General features: G+C 70.5%; 15 protein-coding genes and 1 riboswitch. Of the genes, 10 read left to right on the forward strand and 5 right to left on the reverse strand.

The window, feature by feature from the left end:
- Window positions 1-2: 2 nt before the first annotated feature.
- The 3 genes from OHT76_RS10090 to OHT76_RS10100 form a co-directional block, all read right to left on the reverse strand.
- Window positions 3-1400, reverse strand: a complete 1398-nt coding sequence (locus OHT76_RS10090; protein ID WP_328870425.1) for a hypothetical protein — start codon at window positions 1398-1400, stop codon at window positions 3-5.
- Between the two features lie 173 nt (window positions 1401-1573).
- Window positions 1574-2701: an alpha/beta hydrolase family protein gene (locus OHT76_RS10095; RefSeq protein WP_328870426.1), complete on the reverse strand. Its 1128-nt coding sequence runs from the start codon at window positions 2699-2701 to the stop codon at window positions 1574-1576.
- A 183-nt stretch (window positions 2702-2884) separates the two neighbouring features.
- On the reverse strand, window positions 2885-3616 hold the full coding sequence (locus OHT76_RS10100) for a class II aldolase/adducin family protein (RefSeq protein WP_328870427.1): 732 nt from the start codon (window positions 3614-3616) through the stop codon (window positions 2885-2887).
- Between the two features lie 196 nt (window positions 3617-3812).
- On the opposite strand from OHT76_RS10100, the gene OHT76_RS10105 reads away from it, so the two are divergent.
- From OHT76_RS10105 to OHT76_RS10115, 3 genes are all read left to right on the forward strand, one after another.
- Complete coding sequence (locus OHT76_RS10105) at window positions 3813-4562, forward strand: lysozyme (RefSeq protein ID WP_328870428.1); 750 nt, start codon at window positions 3813-3815, stop codon at window positions 4560-4562.
- A 154-nt stretch (window positions 4563-4716) separates the two neighbouring features.
- Entirely contained in the window at window positions 4717-5955 is a 1239-nt protein-coding gene (locus OHT76_RS10110; RefSeq protein WP_328870429.1) for an inorganic phosphate transporter, read from the forward strand.
- A gap of 31 nt (window positions 5956-5986) precedes the next feature.
- A complete protein-coding gene (locus tag OHT76_RS10115; RefSeq protein WP_328870430.1) occupies window positions 5987-6208 on the forward strand; it encodes a hypothetical protein in 222 nt (73 codons plus the stop codon).
- Window positions 6209-6249: 41 nt separating this feature from the next.
- Here the strand turns inward: OHT76_RS10115 and OHT76_RS10120 are convergent, their stop codons facing one another.
- Both OHT76_RS10120 and OHT76_RS10125 read right to left on the reverse strand, forming a co-directional pair.
- Window positions 6250-10512 (reverse strand): nSTAND1 domain-containing NTPase, encoded by a 4263-nt coding sequence (locus OHT76_RS10120; RefSeq protein WP_328870431.1) that lies wholly within the window; start codon window positions 10510-10512, stop codon window positions 6250-6252.
- Window positions 10493-10855, reverse strand: coding sequence for a CU044_2847 family protein (locus OHT76_RS10125; RefSeq protein ID WP_328870432.1), 363 nt, complete (start codon window positions 10853-10855; stop codon window positions 10493-10495). The genes OHT76_RS10120 and OHT76_RS10125 overlap by 20 nt, the downstream gene beginning before the upstream one ends.
- A gap of 185 nt (window positions 10856-11040) precedes the next feature.
- Window positions 11041-11180: riboswitch (cobalamin riboswitch) on the forward strand.
- 101 nt (window positions 11181-11281) lie between these two features.
- Between OHT76_RS10125 and OHT76_RS10130 the strand changes: the two genes are divergently transcribed.
- The 7 genes from OHT76_RS10130 to cobI are packed head-to-tail and all read left to right on the forward strand — an operon-like array spanning window position 11282 to window position 22153.
- Complete coding sequence (locus OHT76_RS10130; protein WP_328870433.1) at window positions 11282-12223, forward strand: cobalamin biosynthesis protein; 942 nt, start codon at window positions 11282-11284, stop codon at window positions 12221-12223.
- Window positions 12220-13731 carry a cobyric acid synthase gene (locus tag OHT76_RS10135; RefSeq protein WP_328870434.1) on the forward strand — a complete coding sequence of 504 codons (1512 nt, stop codon included), beginning with the start codon at window positions 12220-12222 and terminating at the stop codon, window positions 13729-13731. Before OHT76_RS10130 ends, OHT76_RS10135 begins: the two co-directional genes overlap by 4 nt.
- Window positions 13728-17381, forward strand: a complete 3654-nt coding sequence (gene cobN, locus OHT76_RS10140) for a cobaltochelatase subunit CobN (RefSeq protein ID WP_328870435.1) — start codon at window positions 13728-13730, stop codon at window positions 17379-17381. The genes OHT76_RS10135 and cobN overlap by 4 nt, the downstream gene beginning before the upstream one ends.
- Window positions 17378-19369, forward strand: a complete 1992-nt coding sequence (locus tag OHT76_RS10145) for a putative cobaltochelatase (protein ID WP_328870436.1) — start codon at window positions 17378-17380, stop codon at window positions 19367-19369. Before cobN ends, OHT76_RS10145 begins: the two co-directional genes overlap by 4 nt.
- Window positions 19369-19968: a cob(I)yrinic acid a,c-diamide adenosyltransferase gene (gene cobO / locus OHT76_RS10150; protein ID WP_328870437.1), complete on the forward strand. Its 600-nt coding sequence runs from the start codon at window positions 19369-19371 to the stop codon at window positions 19966-19968. Before OHT76_RS10145 ends, cobO begins: the two co-directional genes overlap by 1 nt.
- Entirely contained in the window at window positions 19965-21404 is a 1440-nt protein-coding gene (locus OHT76_RS10155) for a cobyrinate a,c-diamide synthase (RefSeq protein WP_443049757.1), read from the forward strand. Before cobO ends, OHT76_RS10155 begins: the two co-directional genes overlap by 4 nt.
- Complete coding sequence (cobI, locus tag OHT76_RS10160) at window positions 21389-22153, forward strand: precorrin-2 C(20)-methyltransferase (RefSeq protein ID WP_328870439.1); 765 nt, start codon at window positions 21389-21391, stop codon at window positions 22151-22153. The genes OHT76_RS10155 and cobI overlap by 16 nt, the downstream gene beginning before the upstream one ends.

Genomic DNA, 22153 nt, shown 5'->3' on the forward strand with positions numbered 1-22153 from the left:
TCCTAGTTCCCGCCCGTGTGCACCTGGAAGGCGGCGCGGCGGACGGCCTTGGCCAGGGCCGGGTCGGGGTGGGCGGCCGCGAGGGCGACCAGGACCTGCACCGTGCGCGGGTGACCGACGGCGCGGACCTCGTCCAGAAGGGCGGGGACGGTCGGCTGCAGCGCGGACTCCAGGTGGCGCACGAGCATGGGCGCCTCACCGTGGTCGGCGACCGCGGCGGCGGTGTCGACCCAGAGCCAGGTGGCCTCTTCCCGGGTGAGGACCTCATGGGCGTCCTCCGGGTCGACGCCGTCGTGCTCGGCCAGCCACAGCAGGGCGTACGGCCTGAGGGCCGGCTCCTCGGCCACAGACCGTACGTCGGGCTCGGCGGGGGCGCCCACGACCCGCAGCGCCTCGAAGGCGAGGCCGCGCAGCAGGGCGTCCTCGCCGCGGGCGGCGTCGATCAGTTCGGTGACGGCGCTGCCGACCGGGCGGGCCGCCAGCCAGGCGCGGTACTCGGCGCGGGCGGCGTTGGGGCGGAGCTGGGCGCAGCCGCGGAGCATGTCCTCGGCGGCCTGCTCGATGTTCCCGGCCGGGCTCTGCGCGGCGACGCAGATCTGCTCCAGCTTGACCCAGACCGCCCAGCTGCCGAGAGGCGTGAGGGTTGCCTGGCCGTCGCCGTAGGTGAGGGCGCCCACGGAGGCGAGGGCGTACAGGGCCCAGTCGAGGAGGGGGGCGAGCGGGGTGTCCTCGGCCGCCGAGTGAACCGGTTCGAGCTGCGGGCCGTAAGGAATCTCGCAGCGCTCGGTGCGCAGTTCGGTGACGCGCTGCTCCAGCAGGTCGAGGAGTTGCGCCACCGGCACGGGTCCCGCGGACAACTGGAGGAAGGAGAGCACCTGAGGCATGGCCGAGACGACCTCGGCGACGGCGGCGGGCTCGTGGTCGACGGGCTCCGGGTAGGCGAGCGACCAGGCGTCGAAGAGGGCGACCCAGCCGCGCAGTACGGCACTGTCGTCGCGGTGCCAGGCGCGCAGGCGCCAGCCGGGGCGCGCGCTGTCGCCGTGCACCTCGATCAGCCCCGCGAGGCGGGCGGTGTCCCAGTCGGCGCGGATCTGAGCGACGGTCAGGTCCAGGTCGGCGGCGGCCCGTTCGGCGGTCTCGTCGGAGAGGGTGCCCTTGCCGTCGGGGTGGGCGCCGTCGCGGCCGGGGCGCAGGGCGGCGTCGGCCCAGTGGGCGACGCGGGCCGCCGCGGCCAGGCCGGAGCGCGCCATTCCGGCCAGCTCCGCGGGGGCCGGGGTGCCCTCGGGAGGGCGGGGTGCGGGGCGGCTGGGGCGCCGCTGGTTCACAGCTCTGGGGGCGGCGGCCAGGGGTCGCGGGCGGACGAGTCGAAGCCTGGAGTCGCGCGGGATACGGGACGTCACGGGTGCAGTCTTCCGGTTGACGGTCCGAAAACCCAAACGGAATGTCACGAGGGGCGACGGGGATGGCCAACGCACGGGGCCCGGCGGGCGGCGGGGGACCGATAACAGGCCAGTTGTACCGGGTTAAACGGAACGGGCGGGACCGGTCCGGGGGGTGCCGTCGACCGGGGTGCTCACATGAGGGGGGTCAGAAAGCGGCGCAGGGATTCCTCGTAGGCCTTGGGGTCCGCGTTCCACATGGCTCCGTGGGGAGCGCGTTTGACCGTCTTGAGGGCCACCAGGTCGGGGCGGGCGTCGGCCAGGCGGCGGGAGTGGATCCAGGGGGCGACCGTGTCGTCGGGGCCGTGGAAGATCAGGGTCGGCACGGTGAGCTGGTCCGGGGTCGCGTCGGCGGCGGCATGGTCGCCGTACAGGCCAGTGCGGCCCTGCGCGGCGCGTACCGCGAGCGGGAGCAGAGCGCCCGGGGTGCGGCGGGCGGCGGCGAGGGCGCGCAGGGTGGCCTCCCAGCTGAGGACCGGGGAGTCCAGTACGAGTCCCGAGACGCGGTCGCGGAGCCCGGAGTGGGCGGCGGCGCGCAGCGCCATCGTCGCGCCGGTGGACCAGCCGTGCAGGACGACCTGTTCGGCGCCGTAGCGCACGGCGTAGCGGATCGCCGCGTCCAGGTCGCGCCACTCGGTCTCGCCGAGGTGGTTCAGGCCGTCCGGGGAGCGGGGCGCGCCCAGGTCGCCGCGGTAGCCGAGGGCGAGGACCGGGAAGTGGCGGGCGTTCAGGAACTCCAGGACGTTCATGGAGAGTTCGCGGGTGGTGCCGAGGCCGTGCACCGTGATGATCCAGGTGGTGCGGGTGCCGGGCACGAACCATGCGGGCAGCGGGCCGAGTTCGCCGGGGATGTCGATGTCGGCGTGGTCGAGGCCGAGCGCGGCACCGGGGTCGCCGACGTAGACGTTCGGGGTGAGCCAGACGCGGTCACCGGGGGCGAAGGTGCCGTGGGTGACGCGTTCGAGGCGGCGGACGACGGTGTCGGCGGTGTGGGTCGCGGTGCCGAGGACGGGGCCTACGACCGCGTGCGATCCGTCGCCGCCGAGGCCGTAGGTGCCGGGGCGCAGGGAGGCCAGGTCGCGGGTGAGGGTGATCTGGCCCGCCGCCGTGCCGTGCACCGTGAGCCGAGGTTCGGTGGGCAGGGGCCTGCCGGGGGGCGCCTTGAGCGCGGCGTCGCTGGCGAGTCGCCCGGCGGCCACGCTTGCCGCGCCGACGGCCAGGGCCATGGTGACGGCAGCGGCCGCCGCTTTGACAGTGCGCACCCGTCCAGTGTCCTGGCGGACCCCGTCACCGGCCAGTGGGAGGGCGGATGGGGGTGACGGCGGGGCGGGTGGCGGAGGGTTCGGCACCGCCGGGAGGCGGGTGGGGGTGAGCGCCGCTGCGGCGGAGGGAGGGGGCCGGCGAATAGCGAGGAGGCGGATGTCGCGGCGCCCGGAAAGGTGGCGTCAGCCGGGCTGGCCGTACCCCCGTAGCTTCTCCCCCACCTCCGTCAGCTGTTCCCCGGACAGCAGTGACGGTGACAGGCCCGGAACCGAGGATGCCGTCAGCCACACGCGGCACATCCACTCCAGCTGTGCCGTGCGGTCGTAGGCCTGGGGCAGGGTCTTGCCGTAGGCCATCGTGCCGTGGTTCTGGAGGAGGCAGGCCGTGCGGTCGGTCAGGGCGCGGAGCATGTTCTCGGCCAACTCCTCGGTGCCGTATGTCGCATACGGGGCAACCCGGGCGGGTCCGCCCAGGTCCGCGGTGATGTAGTGGACCGCGGGGACCTCCTGGACCAGGGTCGAGACGGCCGTGGCGTGCACGGCGTGGGTGTGGACGATCGCGCGGGCGTCGGTGGCGCCGTAGACGGCGAGATGCATGGGCAGTTCGCTGGTCGGCCGCAGCGAGCCGAGGACCTGACGGCCGGACAGGTCGACGCCCGTCACGTCCCCGGGCGTGAGCCGGTCGTACGGCACGCCCGACGGTGTGACCAGGACCGTGTCCCCGACGCGCACCGAGACATTGCCGGACGTGCCCACGACCAGACCGTCGGACACCGTCCGGCGGGCTGTGGCGACGAGCTCCTCCCAGGCGCGCGCCTCCTCGGGACGCACACCTTCCGGCCACGACTCCAGCACTTCCTGTGCGCCCTCCCGCGCTTCCCCCTCGCCCCGCTGCTTGTCTCGCTGCTCAGCCATGCCGCGATCCTGCCAGTCACCGCCCCGAACGGCCGCCGGGCCGGGGCACTTTAGGCCGGAAGTCAGGCGTCCGGAAGGGCGCATATCCGGATACATCACCCTCTCCCGGTGCTTGGCCGGAGATCGACGAGCATTCCCCGACCCTCCAGTACTCTCTGGCTGATTTGTCGTGCACGTCGCCATTCCGGGGGGAAATATGGCCCGTGATCGCAAACCGTCCCGTCACCGCACCCGCGTGCTCGCGGCGTCCGTGGCGGCGCTGACCATCGGGGGAACCGCGCTGGCCGAGTCTCCGGCCGCGGCGGCCGGCCGGCCCAAGGGACATGACGTCTCGTCCCATCAGAAGAACGTCAACTGGCAGAGCGCGAAGTCCAAGGGCGCCAAGTTCGTCTACGTCAAGGCGACCGAGTCCCACACCTACCGCAACCCGTACTTCAACCAGCAGTACAACGGCTCCCGCAACGCGGGCCTGATCCGCGGGGCGTACCACTTCGCGCTGCCGAACAAGTCGTCGGGGAAGACCCAGGCCGCGCACTTCGTGCGCAACGGCGGCGGCTGGACGGCGGACGGCTGGACGTTGCCGCCCGCGCTGGACATCGAGTACAACCCGTACGACAAGGATCACAAGTGCTACGGCCTGAGCCGGTCGAAGATGGTCAACTGGATCAAGGCGTTCAGCAGCGAGGTGCAGCGGCTGACCGGACGCCGACCGGTGATCTACACGACCGCGCACTGGTGGAACACCTGCACGGGCAGCAGCCGGGCCTTCGCCTCGAATCACGCGCTGTGGGTGGCTCGCTACAACTCCTCGAGCGCGGGCACGCTGCCTGCCGGATGGTCGACGTGGACCTTCTGGCAGTTCGACAACAGCGGCAGCCTGCCGGGTGACCAGAATTACTTCAACGGGTCCATGACCCAGCTCAGGAAGTTTGCCCGAGGCTCCTAACCCTTGGGGCGCCTGGATCGTGCGGGGCGGCGCGGGTCCGACGGAAGGCGGAACCTTTCCTTCGGACACCGTGCGGCCCACCTCAGTTCATCTTCCGTTCACTCAGGTTACCTACGTTCGTCCGGCCAATGACCTCGAATGATTGCCTGGGTAAATGGAAAACTTCTCGCTGATCCTCGCGATTGTGGTGGTAACCGCACTCGCGTTCGATTTCACGAACGGTTTCCACGACACCGCCAACGCGATGGCCACGACCATCTCGACCGGTGCGCTCAAGCCCAAGGTCGCGGTGGCCATGTCCGCCGCGTTGAACCTTGTCGGCGCCTTTCTCTCCGTGGAGGTCGCCAACACGATCTCCAAAGGTCTCGTCGATGAGACCGGCATCCGTCCCGAGGTCATATTCGCCGCACTGGTCGGCGCGATCCTCTGGAACCTGCTGACCTGGCTCGTGGGCCTGCCGTCCAGCTCCTCGCACGCCCTCATGGGCGGCCTGATCGGCGCGACCATCGCCTCGGCGGGTGTCGGCGCGGTCCACGGCGATGTGCTCATCACCAAGGTGCTGATCCCGGCGATCGCCGCCCCGCTGGTCGCGGGCCTCGCGGCGCTGCTCGCCACGAGGCTGATGTACTCCCTCGGCAAGAAGGCCGAGGGCAGCAAGTCCTCCGAGAAGGGCTACCGCGCCGGGCAGATCGCCTCGGCCGGTCTGGTCTCGCTCGCCCACGGCACCAACGACGCGCAGAAGACGATGGGCATCATCACCCTCGCGCTGGTCGCCGGCGGCACCCTGGCGCCCGACTCCGACCCGCCGATGTGGGTCATCCTCTCCGCGGGTCTGGCCATCGCGCTCGGCACGTACCTCGGTGGCTGGCGGATCATCCGCACCATGGGCAAGGGGCTGACCGACCTTCAGCCGCAGCAGGGCTTCGCCGCCCAGACCAGCGCGGCGACGGTCATCCTGGCCTCCTCCCACCTCGGCTTCTCCCTCTCGACCACGCACTCGGTCTCGGGTGCGGTGATGGGCTCGGGCCTCGGCCGCAAGGGCGGCGTGGTCCGCTGGTCGACGGCGACGCGGATGTTCGTGGCGTGGGGTCTGACGCTGCCGGCGGCGGCGCTGGTCGGTGCGCTGGCGGAGTATGTGACGGGCTTCGGTTCCTGGGGTACGGCGGTGGTGGCGATCTTCCTGATCGGCTCCAGCGCGGCCATCTGGAAGCTGTCCCGTCGTGAGGTCGTCGACCACACGAACGTGAACGAGACCGACGAGCCGGCGGGTGTGGTGACGACGGCGATGGCCGCCGTGACTCCGCCGCCCCCGGCGGGCACGGTGACCGAGGACCTCACGGCGACGATCCCGGCCCCGGCCGGCGAGCAGACGCCGTCGCAGGCCACCGTCTGACCCCCGTCCGGCTACCCAAGAAAGCATCACTATGAAGATCGACTGGACGGCACTCGGCTCCGTCTTCGGCGTCAGCCTCCTGGTCACCGTGGCCCTGGTGGCCCTGTTCACCCTCGGCATCACGGGCCTCGCCCGCCGCGAGCGGGCGGCGGAACAGGGCGGGTCCGCGACGGCGGCGGTGACCGGCGCGTACGCGTGCTTTGCGGCTTGTGCGGCGGCTGTGGGGTATGGGATCTATCTGATCGTCGCCTGATCGCGGCGCTTGTTCTTGGGCCCGCTCTGTCCGCGGCAGTGTCAGCTGCTCTCCGGGCAGGGCGGGTCTTTGTGTGCGGCGGGCGGGATGTCGACGGTGTCCAGGAGGTCTTCCCAGATGTCACGGTGGTGTTCGGGCATCCGTCGGCAGAGGGTGTCGACGGTGGCTTGGCCGGTGAGATAGCCGAGGTCGTAGGTGACAGGGCCCAGAGCAGTCTCACCGTGGAGGTGTCCGCCGTCGAAGACCCACGTCTTGACGTACTCATGTGCGTTGAGCTTGATGGGATCACCGCTCCCGTCATCGTTCCAGAGCTCGTCCTCCGTCTCCGGCGTGGACAGCACCAGCCGTCCCTCGTCGTCGTAGGCCCGCACCCCGTCGGCGTCAGGGGCGATGACGACGGGCTTCTTCTCGCCCAGTCGGCACACCTGGACGCCGTTCTCGGTCGACACCGCGAGCGCGCGTCCATCCGGCCTGAACATCACAGCCCGACCTTCGTCCGCCGTCTCGACCGCATCCGGGAACTTGCAGCCGCCGATCGGCTTCGCGTTGCCCTCGCCCTGTAGCTGCCACAGCTCCGCGGTTCCATCCGCTCGCAGGACCAGAAACTCCCCCGGCTTGTTCGGACGCCCCACTGCTGTGACACACGCGCGGTCTTGCGCATCCACATCCCACGCGCACTTCACGTCTTGCAGACGGTCGAATTTCCCCTTCGCCGTGAGGTGTACCAGTCCCTTGCGGTCGAGCAACAAGAAGTCGCTGTGCCCGAAGCGTCGTAGGGATTCGATCGCCAAGTCCGTGTCGTAGGAGCCATCGCTACCCAGTGGCCTGGTGACCCCTTTCACCGGTCCGAAGCCCGCCGTCGTGCGCAGGTCCCAGTCGGCCCCGCCCCAGGCGACGAAAGTGTGCCCGTCCTCGCTGATCTCAACGGCGCCCAAGGGCCTGTCCCCTTTGACCTTGTGGCGCCTGGCCGTGCGTCCGTCCAACGCCACCACGTAATCGGCCACATCCACGTAAGAGCTGTCGCCGGTCCACAGTTCCCGCGCGGTAAGCGCCATCAAGGTGTCGTGTCCAGCCACTCGGTCCAGGTCCTCCACCTCGACGCCTGTCTGGTCGAGCGGGTACGAGGACCTGGGGCTGATCTCCAGCGACAGGACGTCGCGCTCCAGAGCGGAGTAGGCGACGAGTCCCGTGTCCGTCCTGGCCATGACCGTGTCGTCACCGCGATAGGCGATGCCGTCGGGAAGAACCAGGGCATATCGCTCCCCGGACTCCAAGTCCTGCATGACCCCCCACAGGGCGTCCCGGTCCCCGCCCACCCCGTAGTGGGCATCGTCCAACCTCAGGAACGAGCCGGTGGCATCCGTATCGAATTCCTCGGACCACTGCCCCTTGGTGTCCTCGTGGTCCCCCGCCCCCGACTGCCACCGCCAGTGCTGCTGGTTCGTCTTCATCCACGCGAACGCCCTGCCGTCAGTGGCGAACGTCATGGTGTCCTGCCTCAGCGGTCCATGGTCGATCTCGCCCGTCGAGAACCTCACCGAGTGGGCCGCCATGTCGGTGGCGTCCTCGGCAGCCAGATCGACCAGCGCGGTGAGACGATCAGGCTCCCCGGTTCGAAACGTGAGCGCGCTCAGACACTCACCAGACCGAAGCAGGTCATCGGGTGGCGCGGTCCCCGCACCCTTCTCCGAGTCTTCCTCGACCTCCATGACATGGACCCAGGGTCGCAGGCTGTCCCCCGCGCACAATCGGGGGGAATTCACCGAGTGCAACAGCCGACGAGCATCATTGGAGAAGTCCAATGTATCCGTGCCGTCCGCCTTGGGATCCGGATGCCATCTCAACGACAGAGGCTCTGCCTCCGGCTTCCCGTCGACGATGTCCCACACCCACACCTTCCCGTGCAACGCCCCCGCGACCCGCGTCCCGTCATCACTGACGGCCACCGCCTCCAACGAGCTCTGAACGCCGAGCAACGGCCAACGCTTGGGCTTCCGGCGTTCCAGCCCTGTCACGACAGACGCCTCGTGCGCCTTCAGAACCACCATCACCCGGCCGTCCGCCGACGCCGCGACGTCGTTCACCTCCCCCTCCGGGAGAATCCGGTGGGCGGAGACGAGGGACGTGAGGGGCCAGGCATGGCGCATCAAGGCTCCCTTGGCCACCGGCAGATCGCTGGTGTGGTGGGCTGCCGCCGCCAGAAGCGCCGCGCCGACCGGGTCCTCGGTCGACCGGTCGGCCGCGAGCTGGACCAGGTCCCTCGCCGCCTCATCCTTCTCCCCCTGCCCCTGGTCCCGCAGCATGGCCCACAAGCCGTACCCCAACAGCCCAGCCACCAGCGCCAGGCAGGCCACCAGCGCCACCCCCGTACGGCCCCGCCGCACCGACCGCCGTTGGTATTCCCTGCTCCGGCGAATGAACTCGCTCTCCGACGAGGACAGTTCAGCCGGTCGCAGTGCCGCCGTCGTCCTCGCCGTTGCCAACTCCTGGCCGCGCAGCAAAAGATCGTCGTGTCGAGAGCTGTCCTCCCACTCCCGCAACCGCCCCCGCAACTTCTCGTGCCACGTCAAGAACACCCGTGACTCGTCCAACCACCGCCTCAGCGTGGGCCATTGCCGCACCAGCGCCTCATGCGCCAGCGCCACCGTCTCGCGCCCCGAGCTGTCCCGGGAGATGACCAGTAGTCGCGTGCCCGCCAATGCCTGGGCCGCCGTGCGGAGTTCGGGTGGCAGGGAATCAAAGGCTCTCGCGACCCGCGCGTACTCCTTGCCCCGCACCGGCCGGGCGAGCCGTTCGAACAGGCGCCGGGCCGTGGCCTCGTCCGGGCCCTCCGGGGGTTTGCAGACCTGCGCCAACTGGTGGTCGGCGTAACGCGAGAGCGCTCCTTCCACTCCGCCGATCTCCCTGTACGCCGTATGCGTCAGACGACCATGCTCCCGCCGGTCCCAGAGTTCCGCCAAGGTGAACTCCACCAACGGCAGGGCGCCCGGTTCTCCCCCCGCCTCCGACACCAGCAGTTCCGGCAGGCCCGGTTCGAACTCCACCCCGGGGATCGCGTCGATCGGGCGGCGGACCACCTCGTCCAACTGGGACGGGGTCATCGGGGCCACCATCTGGACCGTGCCGCTCAGCGCCTCCGCCCTGCCGCCCGTGACCAGTTCCTCCAGCGATGCCGAGCGCAAGGTCGCCAGGACTCGGAGGCGGCGGCCCTCCGGGTGGGCCGCCCTCGCCATCGGCAGCAGTACGTCCAGCAGGGCTCGCGCGTCCGCCGGGCGTGCTCCTACCGTCTCCTCGAACTGGTCCAGCAGGATCACATGCCCCGCCGTCCCGGACTCCTCCAGGATTCGGGCACCCAGCAGCGTCGCCGTCTGTCGGTCCCCGCCCAACGTGCGCGCCAGGTCCCGCAGAGACGGGAACTGGCCTCCCAGCGCCTCCCCCAGCGTCCGTACCGGATCCGTCTCCGGCTGGCCGGCGAAATCCGTCACCGTGTGGCCCGAACTCCTCAGCAGCGGTAGCACTCCTGCTCGTACCAGTGACGACTTGCCTACCCCCGACGCGCCCGCCACCAGGACGAAGGGGTGCGTCCGCAACGCCTCCGCGATGCGTTCGCTGTCGGACCGGCGGGCGAAGAAGACCGTCGCGTCCTGTTCGCGGAAGGCCTCCAGGCCTCGGAAGGGGGACGGGCGTAGGCCCGGTTCCAGGCCCAGGAGGAGAGCTGCGGGGATGAGGTACGCCGTGCTCGCGCCCGTCCCCGTGTCCGCCGCCACCGTCATGCCGACGACGCCGCCCTGTTCCGTGTCCCACACCGGGCCGCCGCTGAAGCCCCGGCCGATCGTCCGTCCGCGGGGTTCCATCGACGTCCACCCCTTGCCCACCGGCGCCCGCAACCGGCCGTCCACCCAGACTCCGTGGTCGTCGGTCAGAAGGGGGAAGCCCAGGACGCGGAAGGGGTGGTCCCAGACCGCTGTGCCGCCCGCGAAACGGACCGGTGTGGTGCCGGGGACCGGGTCCAGCCTCAGCAGGGCGATGTCTCCGCCGCCGTCCCCGGACACCGGGCGCCAGTGCGTGACCGTCGCCGGCAACCGGTCGGACGGCGGAGTCAGCAGCGGGAAGTCGACGGTCACGGCACAGGAAGGAGGGTCCGTCGCCGTGTCGGGCACGCCCAGCGCGTTCGCCACTACATGGGCGCAGGTGCACAGCGTGCCCTCCGCGATCAGGAAGCCGCTTCCCGTGACCTGACCGTCATGACTCCAGAAGCGGGCGATTCCGCGCGCGAGTTCGTCGTCAGACTCGGCCGTCGGCATCGCGCTGTCCCGGAACCATCGCTTCCGACGGGTTCGTCCAGTTCATCGTCACCGTGAAGTGCGCCTCCGTGGAGCCCCGCGCGACCACCACCCCCGCCTCCGCGCTCAGCGTGATGCCGAACTCGACCGTGACCGAACCCGGTGGTCTGGGCAGGTCCCGCGCGCCTTCCAGGACCGCCCCCAGCGCCGGACGCACCCGGGCCAGCGCCTGTTGGAGGGTTTCGGCCGCCCCCGCGACCGCGCCGCCGCGCGACACGCGCTGCACCCCCGCCGGCCCGTCGCCCGCCACCTCCAGCAGTACGACCTGCCCGTCGTCCAGCACCATTTCACCCACGTACGCCACAGACCCGGCCCTCCCCCTCGCCCCACTCGATCGGTCCCCGTATTCCAGGGCGTCACGCACCGCAGTCGCAAGGCGCTTCCGCGTAGTCACCTCGTGTGGGTGAACCCCCTGGCCAAACCCGCCCCGCCGGACCCGATGTGGGCCTCAGCACACTCTCCCCTCGCAGGTCAACGGCAAGTTGACGGCCCTTCCGGGCCCGTGGTGGACTGCCGGAGCCATGTACGGCGGCAAGAGAGGAAGCCGGTGTGAGTCCGGCGCGGTCCCGCCACTGTCACCGGGGTAAGTAGCCCCGGGAGCCAGGAACTCTCACCGCCGGTCTCGTCGAACCAGGGCGTGGACACCCTGAGTGAGGACATATCGCGATGCTTGCCTGCCGATCGACATCCAGTACCAGACCCGCGTCTGACTCCGCGATCGGCTGAGCCGATGCGGGCCGATCGCGTCTTCGCGTACGGCGCCGCCGCCGGCCTCCTCGGTGATCTGCTCCTCGGCGATCCGCGCCGCGGGCATCCGGTCGCCGCGTTCGGGCGGGCCGCGGGTGCCGTGGAACGGCTGTTGTGGCGCGACGACCGTGGCCGGGGCGCACTGCACACGACCGTGTGCGCCGGTGGCGCCGTGGCTCTGGGTGCCCTCGCCGCGGGGGCCGTACGCCGCTCCCCTGCCGCCTCCGTCGCGCTCACCGGCGTAGCCACCTGGGCCGTCGTCGGCGGGACTTCGCTCGTCCGGGAGGCTCGGGTCATCGGGCAGGCGCTCCACCAGGGGGACGTCGAGGCCGCTCGGGCCCGGCTGCCGCATTTGTGCGGGCGGGATCCTCAGGCGCTGGACGCTGACGGGATCGCGCGGGCCGTTGTCGAGTCCGTCGCCGAGAACACCTCCGATGCCGTCGTGGGGGCCTTGGTGTGGGGGGCCTTGGGCGGAGTACCTGGGCTTGTCGGGTTTCGGGCCGTGAACACCCTTGACGCCATGGTCGGCCACAAGTCGGCCCGTTACCGGCGCTACGGCTGGGCTTCCGCTCGCCTCGACGACGTCGCCGGGTGGCCGGGGGCGCGCCTGACGGCCGTACTCGCCGCCGCGGCGGGAGGGAATGCCCGGGGGGCCGTACAGGCCTGGCGGGCCGATGCCTCGAAGCATCCGAGCCCCAACGCGGGGCCGGTGGAGGCGTCGTTCGCGGGGGCGCTGGGGGTGCGGCTCGGGGGGACCTTGGCGTACGGCGGGCGCATCGAGCATCGGCCGGTGTTGAACGGGGAGGGGCGTGCTGTGGAGGTCGGGGACATCGAGCGGGCCGTACGGCTGTCCCGGCGGGTGAGCCTGCTTGCGCTGGGGGTCAGTGTCGTCGCGCGCCGCGTCGTGAAGGGGAAGCGGTCATGAGCGGCGGAGGGCTCCTCGTCGCCGGTACCACCTCCGACGCCGGTAAGAGTGTGGTCACGGCCGGGATCTGTCGCTGGCTGGTCCGGCAAGGGGTCAAGGTCGCGCCCTTCAAGGCGCAGAACATGTCCCTCAATTCGTTCGTCACGCGCGAAGGCGCCGAGATCGGGCGGGCCCAGGCCATGCAGGCACAGGCGTGCCGAACAGAGCCGAGCGCGCTCATGAATCCCGTGCTGCTCAAGCCCGGTGGCGACCAGAGCAGTCAGGTCGTGCTGATGGGCAAGCCGGTGGGTGAGCTCAGTGCGCGCGGGTATCACGGGGGGCGGCAGCAGCAGTTGCTCGGGACCGTGCTCGACTGTCTCGCCGAGTTGCGGGGCACGTATGACGCGGTGATCTGCGAGGGGGCGGGCAGCCCCGCCGAGATCAATCTGCGGCGGACCGACATCGTCAACATGGGGATCGCCCGCAACGCCGGGCTGCCCGTGGTCGTGGTCGGTGACATCGACCGGGGCGGCGTCTTCGCCTCCTTCTTCGGGACCGTCGCCCTGCTCTCCGAAGAGGACCAGAAGCTGGTCGCCGGGTTCCTCGTGAACAAGTTCCGGGGGGACGTCAGCCTCCTCGAACCCGGGCTCGACATGCTCCATGGCCTCACCGGGCGGCACACCTACGGCGTCCTGCCCTTCCAGCACGGCCTCGGCATCGACGAGGAGGACGGGCTGCGCGTCTCCCTGCGGGGGACCGTGCGCGAGTCCCAGGTCTCCTCCCCCGTCGGCGAGGACGTCCTGCGCGTCGCCGTCTGTGCCGTCCCCCTCATGTCCAACTTCACCGACGTCGACGCCCTCGCCGCCGAACCCGGCGTCGTCGTACGGTTCGTGGACCGGCCCGAGGAACTGGCCGACGCCGACCTCGTCGTCGTGCCCGGTACCCGGGGGACCGTCAAGGCGCTGGAGTGGCTGCGCGAGCGGGGCCTTGCGGAGGCGCTGATCCGCAGGGCCTCGGAGCAGAAGCCCATCCTCGGCATCTGTGGCGGCTTCCAGATCCTCGGCGAGCACATCGAGGACGAGGTCGAGAGCCGCAGGGGCCATGTCGAGGGGCTCGGCATCCTGCCCGTGCGGGTGCGGTTCGCGCGCGAGAAGACCCTCACCCGGCCGACCGGGGAAGCCCTCGGCGAGCAGGTCGAGGGGTACGAGATCCATCACGGGGTCGCTTCCATAAACGGCGGTGAACCCTTCCTCGACGGCTGCCGGGTCGAACAGACCTGGGGCACGCACTGGCACGGCTCGCTGGAGTCGGACGGCTTCCGGCGGGCCTTTCTGCGCGAGGTGGCGGCCGCCGCGGGCCGCCGCTTCGTACCGGCACCGGACACAACGTTCGCCGCGCTGCGCGAGGAGCAGCTCGACCGGCTCGGCGATCTGATCGAACAACACGCGGACACCGACGCGCTCTGGCGGCTCATCGAGTCGGGCGCGCCGCAAGGACTGCCTTTCATTCCACCGGGAGCGCCCGCATGAGCACAGTGTTGTTGTTGTCCACCGCCGACACGGATCTGCTGGCGGCCAGGGCTGCGTCCGGTGCCTCCTACCGGATCGGCAATCCGACCCGCGTGGACGTCGCCGAGGAGTTGCCCGCCCTCATCGAGGGCTCCGACATCGCCGTCGTACGGCTGCTCGGTGGCAAGCGGGCCTGGGAGGACGGGCTCGCCACGCTGAAGGCGTCCGGCATCCCCACCGTGCTGCTGGGCGGCGAGACCGTCCCGGACGCCGAGTTGATGGCCGAGTCCTCGGTCCCCGCCGGTGTCGTCGCCGAGGCGCTGAAGTACCTCGTCGAGGGCGGGCCCGCCAACCTCACCGAACTCGCCCGGTTCCTCTCGGACACCGTGCTGCTGACGGGCGAGGGCTTCGTCGAGCCGCAGAAGATGCCGGAGTACGGCGTCCATGACAGCCGTGAACTCCGGCCGGGCCGCCCCACCGTCGGCGTGCTCTTCTACCGGGCCCACGAGCTCAGCGGCAACACCGCCTTCGTGGACACCCTGTGCGAAGCCATCGAGGCACGGGGCGTCAACGCCCTTCCCGTGTACTGCGGTTCGCTGCGCGGCGCGGACCCGGAGCTGTACGAGATCCTCGGCAAGGCCGATGCCCTCGTCGCCACGGTCCTCGCCGCCGGCGGTACGCACGCCTCGCAGGCGTCGGCCGGCGGTGACGAGGAGGCGTGGGACATCGGCGCTCTCGCCGACCTCAACATCCCTGTCCTGCAAGGGCTTTGTCTGACCTCGTCACGAAAAACCTGGGACGAGTCCGATGCCGCCCTCTCCCCCATGGACGCGGCCATGCAGGTCGCGATCCCGGAGTTCGACGGGCGGCTCATCACGGTGCCCTTCTCCTTCAAGGAGCAGGGGCCCGACGACGTCCCGGTGTACGTCGCCGACCCCGAGCGGGCCGCGCGCGTCGCCGGAATCGCCGTACGGCATGCGCGGTTGAAGCACAAGCCGAACGCCGAGAAGAAGCTGGCGCTCGTCTTCACCGCCTACCCGACCAAGCACTCCCGCGTCGGCAACGCGGTCGGGCTCGACACGCCCGCTTCGGCGGTGCGGGTGCTGGACGCGCTGCGAGAGGCCGGGTACTCCCTCACCGAATACCCCTCCGGCGGCGACGAGTTGATCCACCGGCTCATCGAGGCCGGTGGTCATGACGTCGAGTGGCTTACCGAGGAGCAGCTGGCCTCCGCGCCCGCACGGGTGCCGCTGGCCGACTATCAGGCGTGGTTCGACAAGCTCGACCCGGAGCTCAGGGACGCCATGCTGGAGGCGTGGGGCGAGCCGCCGGGGTCGCTGTATGTCGACGGGGACGAGATCGTGCTCGCGTCCCTCCAGTTCGGCAATGTCGTCGTGATGATCCAGCCGCCGCGCGGCTTCGGCGAGAACCCGATCGCGATCTACCACGACCCGGACATGCCGCCGTCCCACCACTACATGGCCGCCTACCGCTGGCTGGAGAACTCCTTCGGCGCCGACGCCATCGTCCACATGGGCAAGCACGGCACGATGGAGTGGCTGCCCGGCAAGGGGCTCGGGCTCAGCGGAGGCTGTGCGCCGGACGCCGTGCTCGGTGAACTCCCGCTGATCTACCCGTTCATCGTCAACGACCCCGGCGAGGGCACCCAGGCCAAGCGGCGCGGGCACGCCACGGTCGTCGACCACCTCGTACCGCCGATGGCGCGCGCCGACACCTACGGCGATCTGGCCAAGCTGGAGCAACTCCTCGACGAGTACGCGCTGGTGAGCGACCTCGATCCGACGAAGGCGCCGGCCGTCCGAGCGCAGATCTGGACGCTGGTGAAGGCGGCCGAGCTGCACCACGATCTGCATGTCGAGGACCAGCCGGACGACGACGACTTCGACTCGTTCGTCATGCACATCGACGGCTATCTGTGCGAGATCAAGGATGTGCAGATCCGCGACGGTCTGCACATCCTGGGTGGCGGTCCGGTCGGTGAGCCTCGGGTGAACCTGGTGCTCGCCGTGTTGCGCGCCTCGCAGGTGTGGGGCGGACAGGCGAACGCCCTGCCGGGGCTCCGGTCCTCGTTCGCGGCCCATTTCGGGCTCAGCGAGAAGGAGTTGCTGGCCGAGCCGGGCGCGCCGGTGAAGGTGCCGGTCGAGCTGTCCGAGCTGGTCGAGGGTCCGTCGCGGTCGGCCGCCGACGCGATCGATCTGCTGGAGCAGCTGTGCCGCCGGGTCGCGGAGGGCATGGAGGAGCGGGAGTGGCGGGCCGCCGCGGTTCCGGCGCTCGTGCGCGAGGTGGTCGGCACCGAACTGCCCGACGCCGTCGCCGTGTTGGAGTTCGCCTGCAACGAGGTCGTACCGCGTCTGGCCCGGACGACGGACGAGATCGGGCACATTCTGCGGGCCCTGGACGGCGGTTACGTCCCGGCCGGCCCCTCCGGGTCGCCGACCCGCGGCCTGGTCAACGTCCTGCCGACCGGCCGGAACTTCTACTCCGTCGACCCCAAGGCCATTCCCTCCCGGCTGAGTTGGGAGGTCGGCCAGTCCCTCGCCGACTCGCTGGTCGCCCGGTATCTGCAGGACACCGGTCAGTACCCGAAGTCCGTCGGGCTCACGGTGTGGGGCACCTCCGCCATGCGCACCCAGGGCGACGACATCGCGGAGATCCTGGCGCTGCTGGGCTGCCGTCCGGTGTGGGACGACGCCTCGCGCCGGGTCACCGGGTTCGAGGTGGTAGCTCTGGAGGAGCTGGGGCGGCCGCGCATCGACGTCACCGTCCGCATCTCCGGGTTCTTCCGGGACGCGTTCCCGCATGTGGTCGCGCTGATCGACGACGCGGTGCGGGCGGTGGCCGAGCTGGACGAGCCCGCCGAGTCCAACTTCGTACGGGCCCATGTGGACGAGGACACCGCCGAGCACGGTGACCGACGGCGGGCGACCGCCCGGGTCTTCGGCTCCAAGCCGGGCGCGTACGGCGCCGGTCTGCTGCCGCTCATCGACGCCCGCAACTGGCGCTCCGACGCCGACCTGGCCGAGGTGTACGCGGTGTGGGGCGGCTACGCCTACGGTCGCGGGCTCGACGGGCGGGCGGCGCGCGGGGACATGGAGACGGCGTTCAGGCGGATCGCGGTGGCGGCGAAGAACGTCGACACCCGCGAGCACGACCTGGTCGACGCCGACGACTACTTCCAGTACCACGGCGGCATGGTCGCCATGGTGCGCCATCTGACGGGCGCCTCCCCCGAGGCGTACGTCGGCGACTCCGCCACCCCCGACCAGGTCAAGACCCGCACGCTCGGCGAGGAGACGCACCGCGTCTTCCGGGCCCGGGTGGTCAACCCGCGCTGGATGGCGGCGATGCGCCGGCACGGCTACAAGGGCGCCTTCGAGATGGCGGCGACCGTCGACTACCTCTTCGGTTACGACGCCACCGCCGGGGTCGTGGACGACTGGATGTACGAGAAGCTCAGCGCCGAGTACGTCTTCGACCCGGAGAACCGGGACTTCATGAAGGAGTCCAACCCCTGGGCGCTGCGCGGGATCACCGAGCGGCTGCTGGAGGCGGCGGACCGTGGCCTGTGGGCCGAGCCGGACGCGGAGACGCTGGAGCGGCTGCGGGCCACATATCTGGAGCTGGAAGGCGACTTGGAGGGCGACCAGTGACCACTCCCTTCCCGTTCACGGCCGTAGTCGGCCAGGACGATCTACGGCTCGCGCTGCTGCTGAACGCCGTGTCGCCGGCCGTCGGCGGTGTACTGGTGCGCGGCGAGAAGGGCACCGCCAAGTCGACGGCGGTACGCGCCCTTTCGGCGCTGCTGCCCGAGGTGACCGTCGTCCCCGGATGCCGGTTCTCCTGCGACCCGGCTCAGCCGGACCCCGCCTGCCCGGACGGACCGCACGAGCCCGGTAACGGCACCGCACGCCCCGCCCGCATGGTCGAACTCCCCGTCGGCGCCTCCGAGGACCGGCTCGTGGGCGCCCTCGACATCGAGCGGGCGCTCGCGGAGGGCGTCAAGGCCTTCGAGCCCGGTCTGCTCGCCGACGCGCACCGCGGCATCCTCTACGTCGACGAGGTCAACCTCCTCCACGACCACCTGGTCGACCTGCTGCTCGACGCCGCCGCGATGGGTGCGTCGTACGTGGAGCGGGAGGGTGTCTCCGTACGGCACGCCGCGAAGTTCCTGCTCGTCGGCACCATGAACCCCGAGGAGGGCGAGCTCAGGCCGCAGCTCCTCGACCGGTTCGGACTGACCGTGGAGGTCACGGCCTCGCGGGAGCCCGATCAGCGGGTGGAGGTCGTACGGCGGCGGCTCGCCTACGACGACGATCCGGGCGGGTTCGCGGGCCGTTGGGCGGACGAGGAGGCGTCCGTACGTCAACGGATCGTCGCCGCACGGGAGTTGTTGCCGTCGGTGCGGCTCGGGGACGGGGCGCTTCGGCAGATCGCGGCGACCTGTGCGGCCTTCGAGGTGGACGGGATGCGCGCGGACATCGTGATGGCGCGTACCGCCACCGCGTTGGCCGCGTGGGCCGGGCGGACGGAGGTGCTGGCCGAGGACGTACGGCAGGCCGCGCTGCTCGCGCTGCCGCACCGGCGGCGGCGTAATCCCTTCGACGCGCCCGGACTTGACGAGGACAAGCTGGACCAGACGCTGGAGGAGTTCTCCGGCGAGGACGACGAGGACCCCGATCCCGACGGGCCCGGTGGGGGCGGCGGTTCGCCCGAGCCGGATGCCGGTGACTCCGGTCCGCAGGGCGGGGACACGGGTGCGCGGCCCGAGGCCGGTGAGGACGGTGAGCCGCAGCCCTCGGGAGCCGGCGAGCAGCAGCCCGTACGGGCCTCCGAGCCCTTCCGCACCAAGGTGCTGAGCGTGCCCGGGATCGGTGAGGGGGCCTCGGGTCGGCGTTCGCGGGCTCGGACCGAGCACGGTCGGACGACCGGTGCGCGGCGGCCTCGGGGGGCGCTGACCAAGCTGCACCTCGCGGCGACCGTGCAGGCGGCCGCGCCGCATCAGCGGGCCCGTGGGCGGTCCGGGCGGGGGCTTGTCGTACGGCGGGACGATCTGCGGCAGGCGACCCGGGAGGGGCGTGAGGGCAACCTCGTGCTGTTCGTGGTCGACGCGTCCGGGTCGATGGCGGCCCGGCAGCGGATGAGTGCCGTAAAGGGTGCTGTGCTCTCGCTGTTGCTGGACGCCTATCAGCGGCGGGACAAGGTGGGGTTGGTGACGTTCCGGGGCTCGGCGGCGGATGTCGCGTTGCCGCCGACGTCGTCCGTCGACGCGGCCGCGGCTCGGTTGGAGTCGTTGCCCACGGGTGGGCGTACGCCGCTCGCCGCTGGGCTGCTCAAGGCGCATGACGTGTTGCGGGTGGAGCGGCTTCGGGATCCTGCGCGGCGGGCGCTTGTCGTCGTGGTGACCGATGGGCGGGCCACCGGTGGGCCCGAGCCGGTCGCGCTGGCCGGGCGGGCGGCTCGGCTGTTCGCTGCCGAAGGGGTCGCGTCGGTTGTCGTCGACTGTGAGTCCGGGCCCGTGCGGCTGTGGCTCGCCGGGCAGTTGGCCGGCGAGCTGGGCGGTACGGCGGTGACGTTGGACGAGTTGCGGGCCGACTCGATCGCCGGTCTGGTGAAGGACGTACAGAGGAGGGCCGCGTAATGCCTCAGGGGCAGCCGAGTGTGGTTCCGGACGATGGGCTGACTACGCGTCAGCGGCGTAATCGGCCGTTGGTCGTTGTGCATACGGGCATTGGCAAGGGCAAGTCGACCGCTGCTTTTGGGCTTGCGCTGCGTGCCTGGAATCAGGGGTGGCCGATCGGGGTGTTCCAGTTCGTCAAGTCGGCGAAGTGGAAGGTCGGCGAGGAGAACGCGCTGCGGGTGCTGGGGGCCAGTGGGGAGGGCGGGTCCGTCGACTGGCACAAGATGGGTGAGGGCTGGTCCTGGGTACAGCGCGATGACCAGATGGACAATGAGGACAAGGCCCGGGAGGGCTGGGAACAGGTCAAGCGGGATCTGGCTGCCGAGACGTACAAGCTGTATGTGCTGGATGAGTTCGCCTATCCCATGCACTGGGGGTGGGTGGACACCGATGAGGTGATCTCTGTTCTTCGGGATCGGCCCGGTACCCAGCATGTCGTCATCACCGGGCGGAACGCTCCCGAGAAGCTCGTCGACTTCGCCGACCTCGTGACCGACATGTCCAAGGTCAAGCACCCCATGGACGCCGGGCAGAAGGGGCAGAGGGGCATCGAGTGGTGACTTCTTCCGTCCCTCGGCTGGTCATTGCCGCGCCTTCTTCGGGCAGTGGCAAGACCACCGTTGCCACGGGGCTGATGGCCGCGTTCGCCGCGCGGGGGCTTGTTGTGTCTCCGCACAAGGTGGGGCCGGATTACATCGATCCCGGGTATCACGCGCTCGCGACTGGGCGGGTGGGGCGGAATCTCGATGCGTATCTGTGTGGGCCGGAGTTGGTCGGGCCGTTGTTTCTTCATGGGGCGCTCGGGTGTGATCTTGCCGTCGTCGAGGGTGTGATGGGGCTGTACGACGGGGCCGCGGGGGAAGGTGAACTTGCGTCCACGGCTCAGGTGGCGAAGTTGTTGCGGGCGCCGGTTGTGCTGGTTGTGGACGCGTCTTCGCAGTCTCGGTCTGTTGCGGCGCTGGTGCATGGGTTTGTGTCGTGGGATCCGGAGGTTCGGGTCGGGGGGGTGATCTTGAACAAGGTCGCTTCCGATCGGCATGAGGTGTTGTTGCGGGAGGCGTTGGAGTCGGTCGGGGTGCCTGTGTTGGGGGTGCTTCGGCGGGTTTCTCAGGTGGATACGCCTTCTCGGCATCTGGGGTTGGTGCCGGTTGCGGAGCGGCGTTCTGCGGCCGTGGACGCGGTGGCGGCCATGGCGGCGCAGGTTGAGGCAGGGTGCGATCTGGAGGCGTTGCTGGGGCTGGCTCGAGGTGCGGGTGCGTTGTCTTGTGCGACTTGGGATGCGGCTGAGGCTGTGCGAGTTTCGCCCCCGCCGCCCCTACCCGTCCCATCCCTGGGGGCTGCGCCCCCAGACCCCCCTTCGGCCCCTAAAGGGCCTCGTCCTCAAACGCCGGACGGGCTGGTAGTTGCCGTTGCCGGTGGATCCGCCTTTACGTTCTCCTACGCCGAGCATGCCGAGTTGCTCACCGCCGCCGGTGCCGAAGTCGTTCCCTTTGATCCTCTGCGGGATGAAGAACTGCCCGATGGCACCCGGGGGTTGGTCATCGGGGGTGGGTTTCCCGAGGTCTATGCCTCTGAGTTGTCCGCAAATGAACCCCTGCGCAAGGCCATCAGCGAGCTCGCACTCGGCGGCTCTCCCGTCGCCGCCGAATGTGCCGGGCTGCTTTACCTGTGTCGGGAGCTCGATGGGCTGCCCATGTGTGGGGTTCTTGATGCCGATGCGCGGATGTCCGAGCGGCTCACTCTCGGGTATCGGGATGCCGTTGCCGTGAGTGACAGTTCGCTTGTCGGGGCCGGGGTCCGTATGCGGGGGCATGAGTTTCATCGGACCGTCGTCGAGCCGGGGGCCGGGGCGGCTCCCGCATGGGGTGTGCGTGCTCCTGTGCGGCGGGTCGAAGGTTTCGTACAACAAGGTGTGCACGCGAGTTATCTGCACACACACTGGGCGTCGCAGCCCGGTGTCGCCCGTCGGTTCGTGGAGAGGTGCCGGACGTCATGAGCAGCAGCAGGTTGATCGGAGTCGGGGTGGGTCCCGGCGATCCGGAGCTGGTGACCGTCAAGGGTGTCAATGCCTTGCGCGCGGCCGATGTCGTCGTAGTACCTGTGATGGCTGCATTTGATGGAAAAGATGGCGGCGAGCGGGGGCGGGCCGAGGCCACCGTTCTGCACTACGTCGACCAGAGCAAAATCGTCCGCGTCGTCTTCGCTCTCAATGAGCGCAGCGACCGCGCTCGGCGTGAGGCCGCCTGGGACGCCGCCGGGGAGCGCGTTGCGCAGCTGCTGCGGGAGCACTCCGTCGTTGCCTTCGCCACCATCGGCGATCCCAACGTGTACTCCACCTTCACCTATCTCGCCCTGACCATCGGGGAGCTGCTGCCGGACACCGTCATCGAGACCGTTCCCGGCATCACCGCCATGCAGGATCTCGCCGCCCGCTCCGGTGCCGTGCTCACCGAAGGCACCGAGCCGCTCACCCTCGTTCCCGTCACCGCGGGTGCCGCCGTGCTCAAGGACGCCCTCGCCGGGCCCGGGACCGTCGTCGCCTACAAGTTCGGGCGGCAGGCCGGTGAGGTCGCCGAGGCGCTCCGGGAGACCGGGCGGATCGACGATGCCGTCTGGGGGGCCGCGCTCGGGCTGGCCGAGGAGTCCATCCGGCCCGCCGCCGAGCTCGACGGGGCGCCGCTGCCGTACCTCTCCACGCTCATCGCGCCCGCCCGGCGCGAGGGCGGTCGGGGCGGGAAGTTGTGA

Source organism: Streptomyces sp. NBC_00287 (assembly GCF_036173105.1).
Lineage (GTDB): Bacteria > Actinomycetota > Actinomycetes > Streptomycetales > Streptomycetaceae > Streptomyces.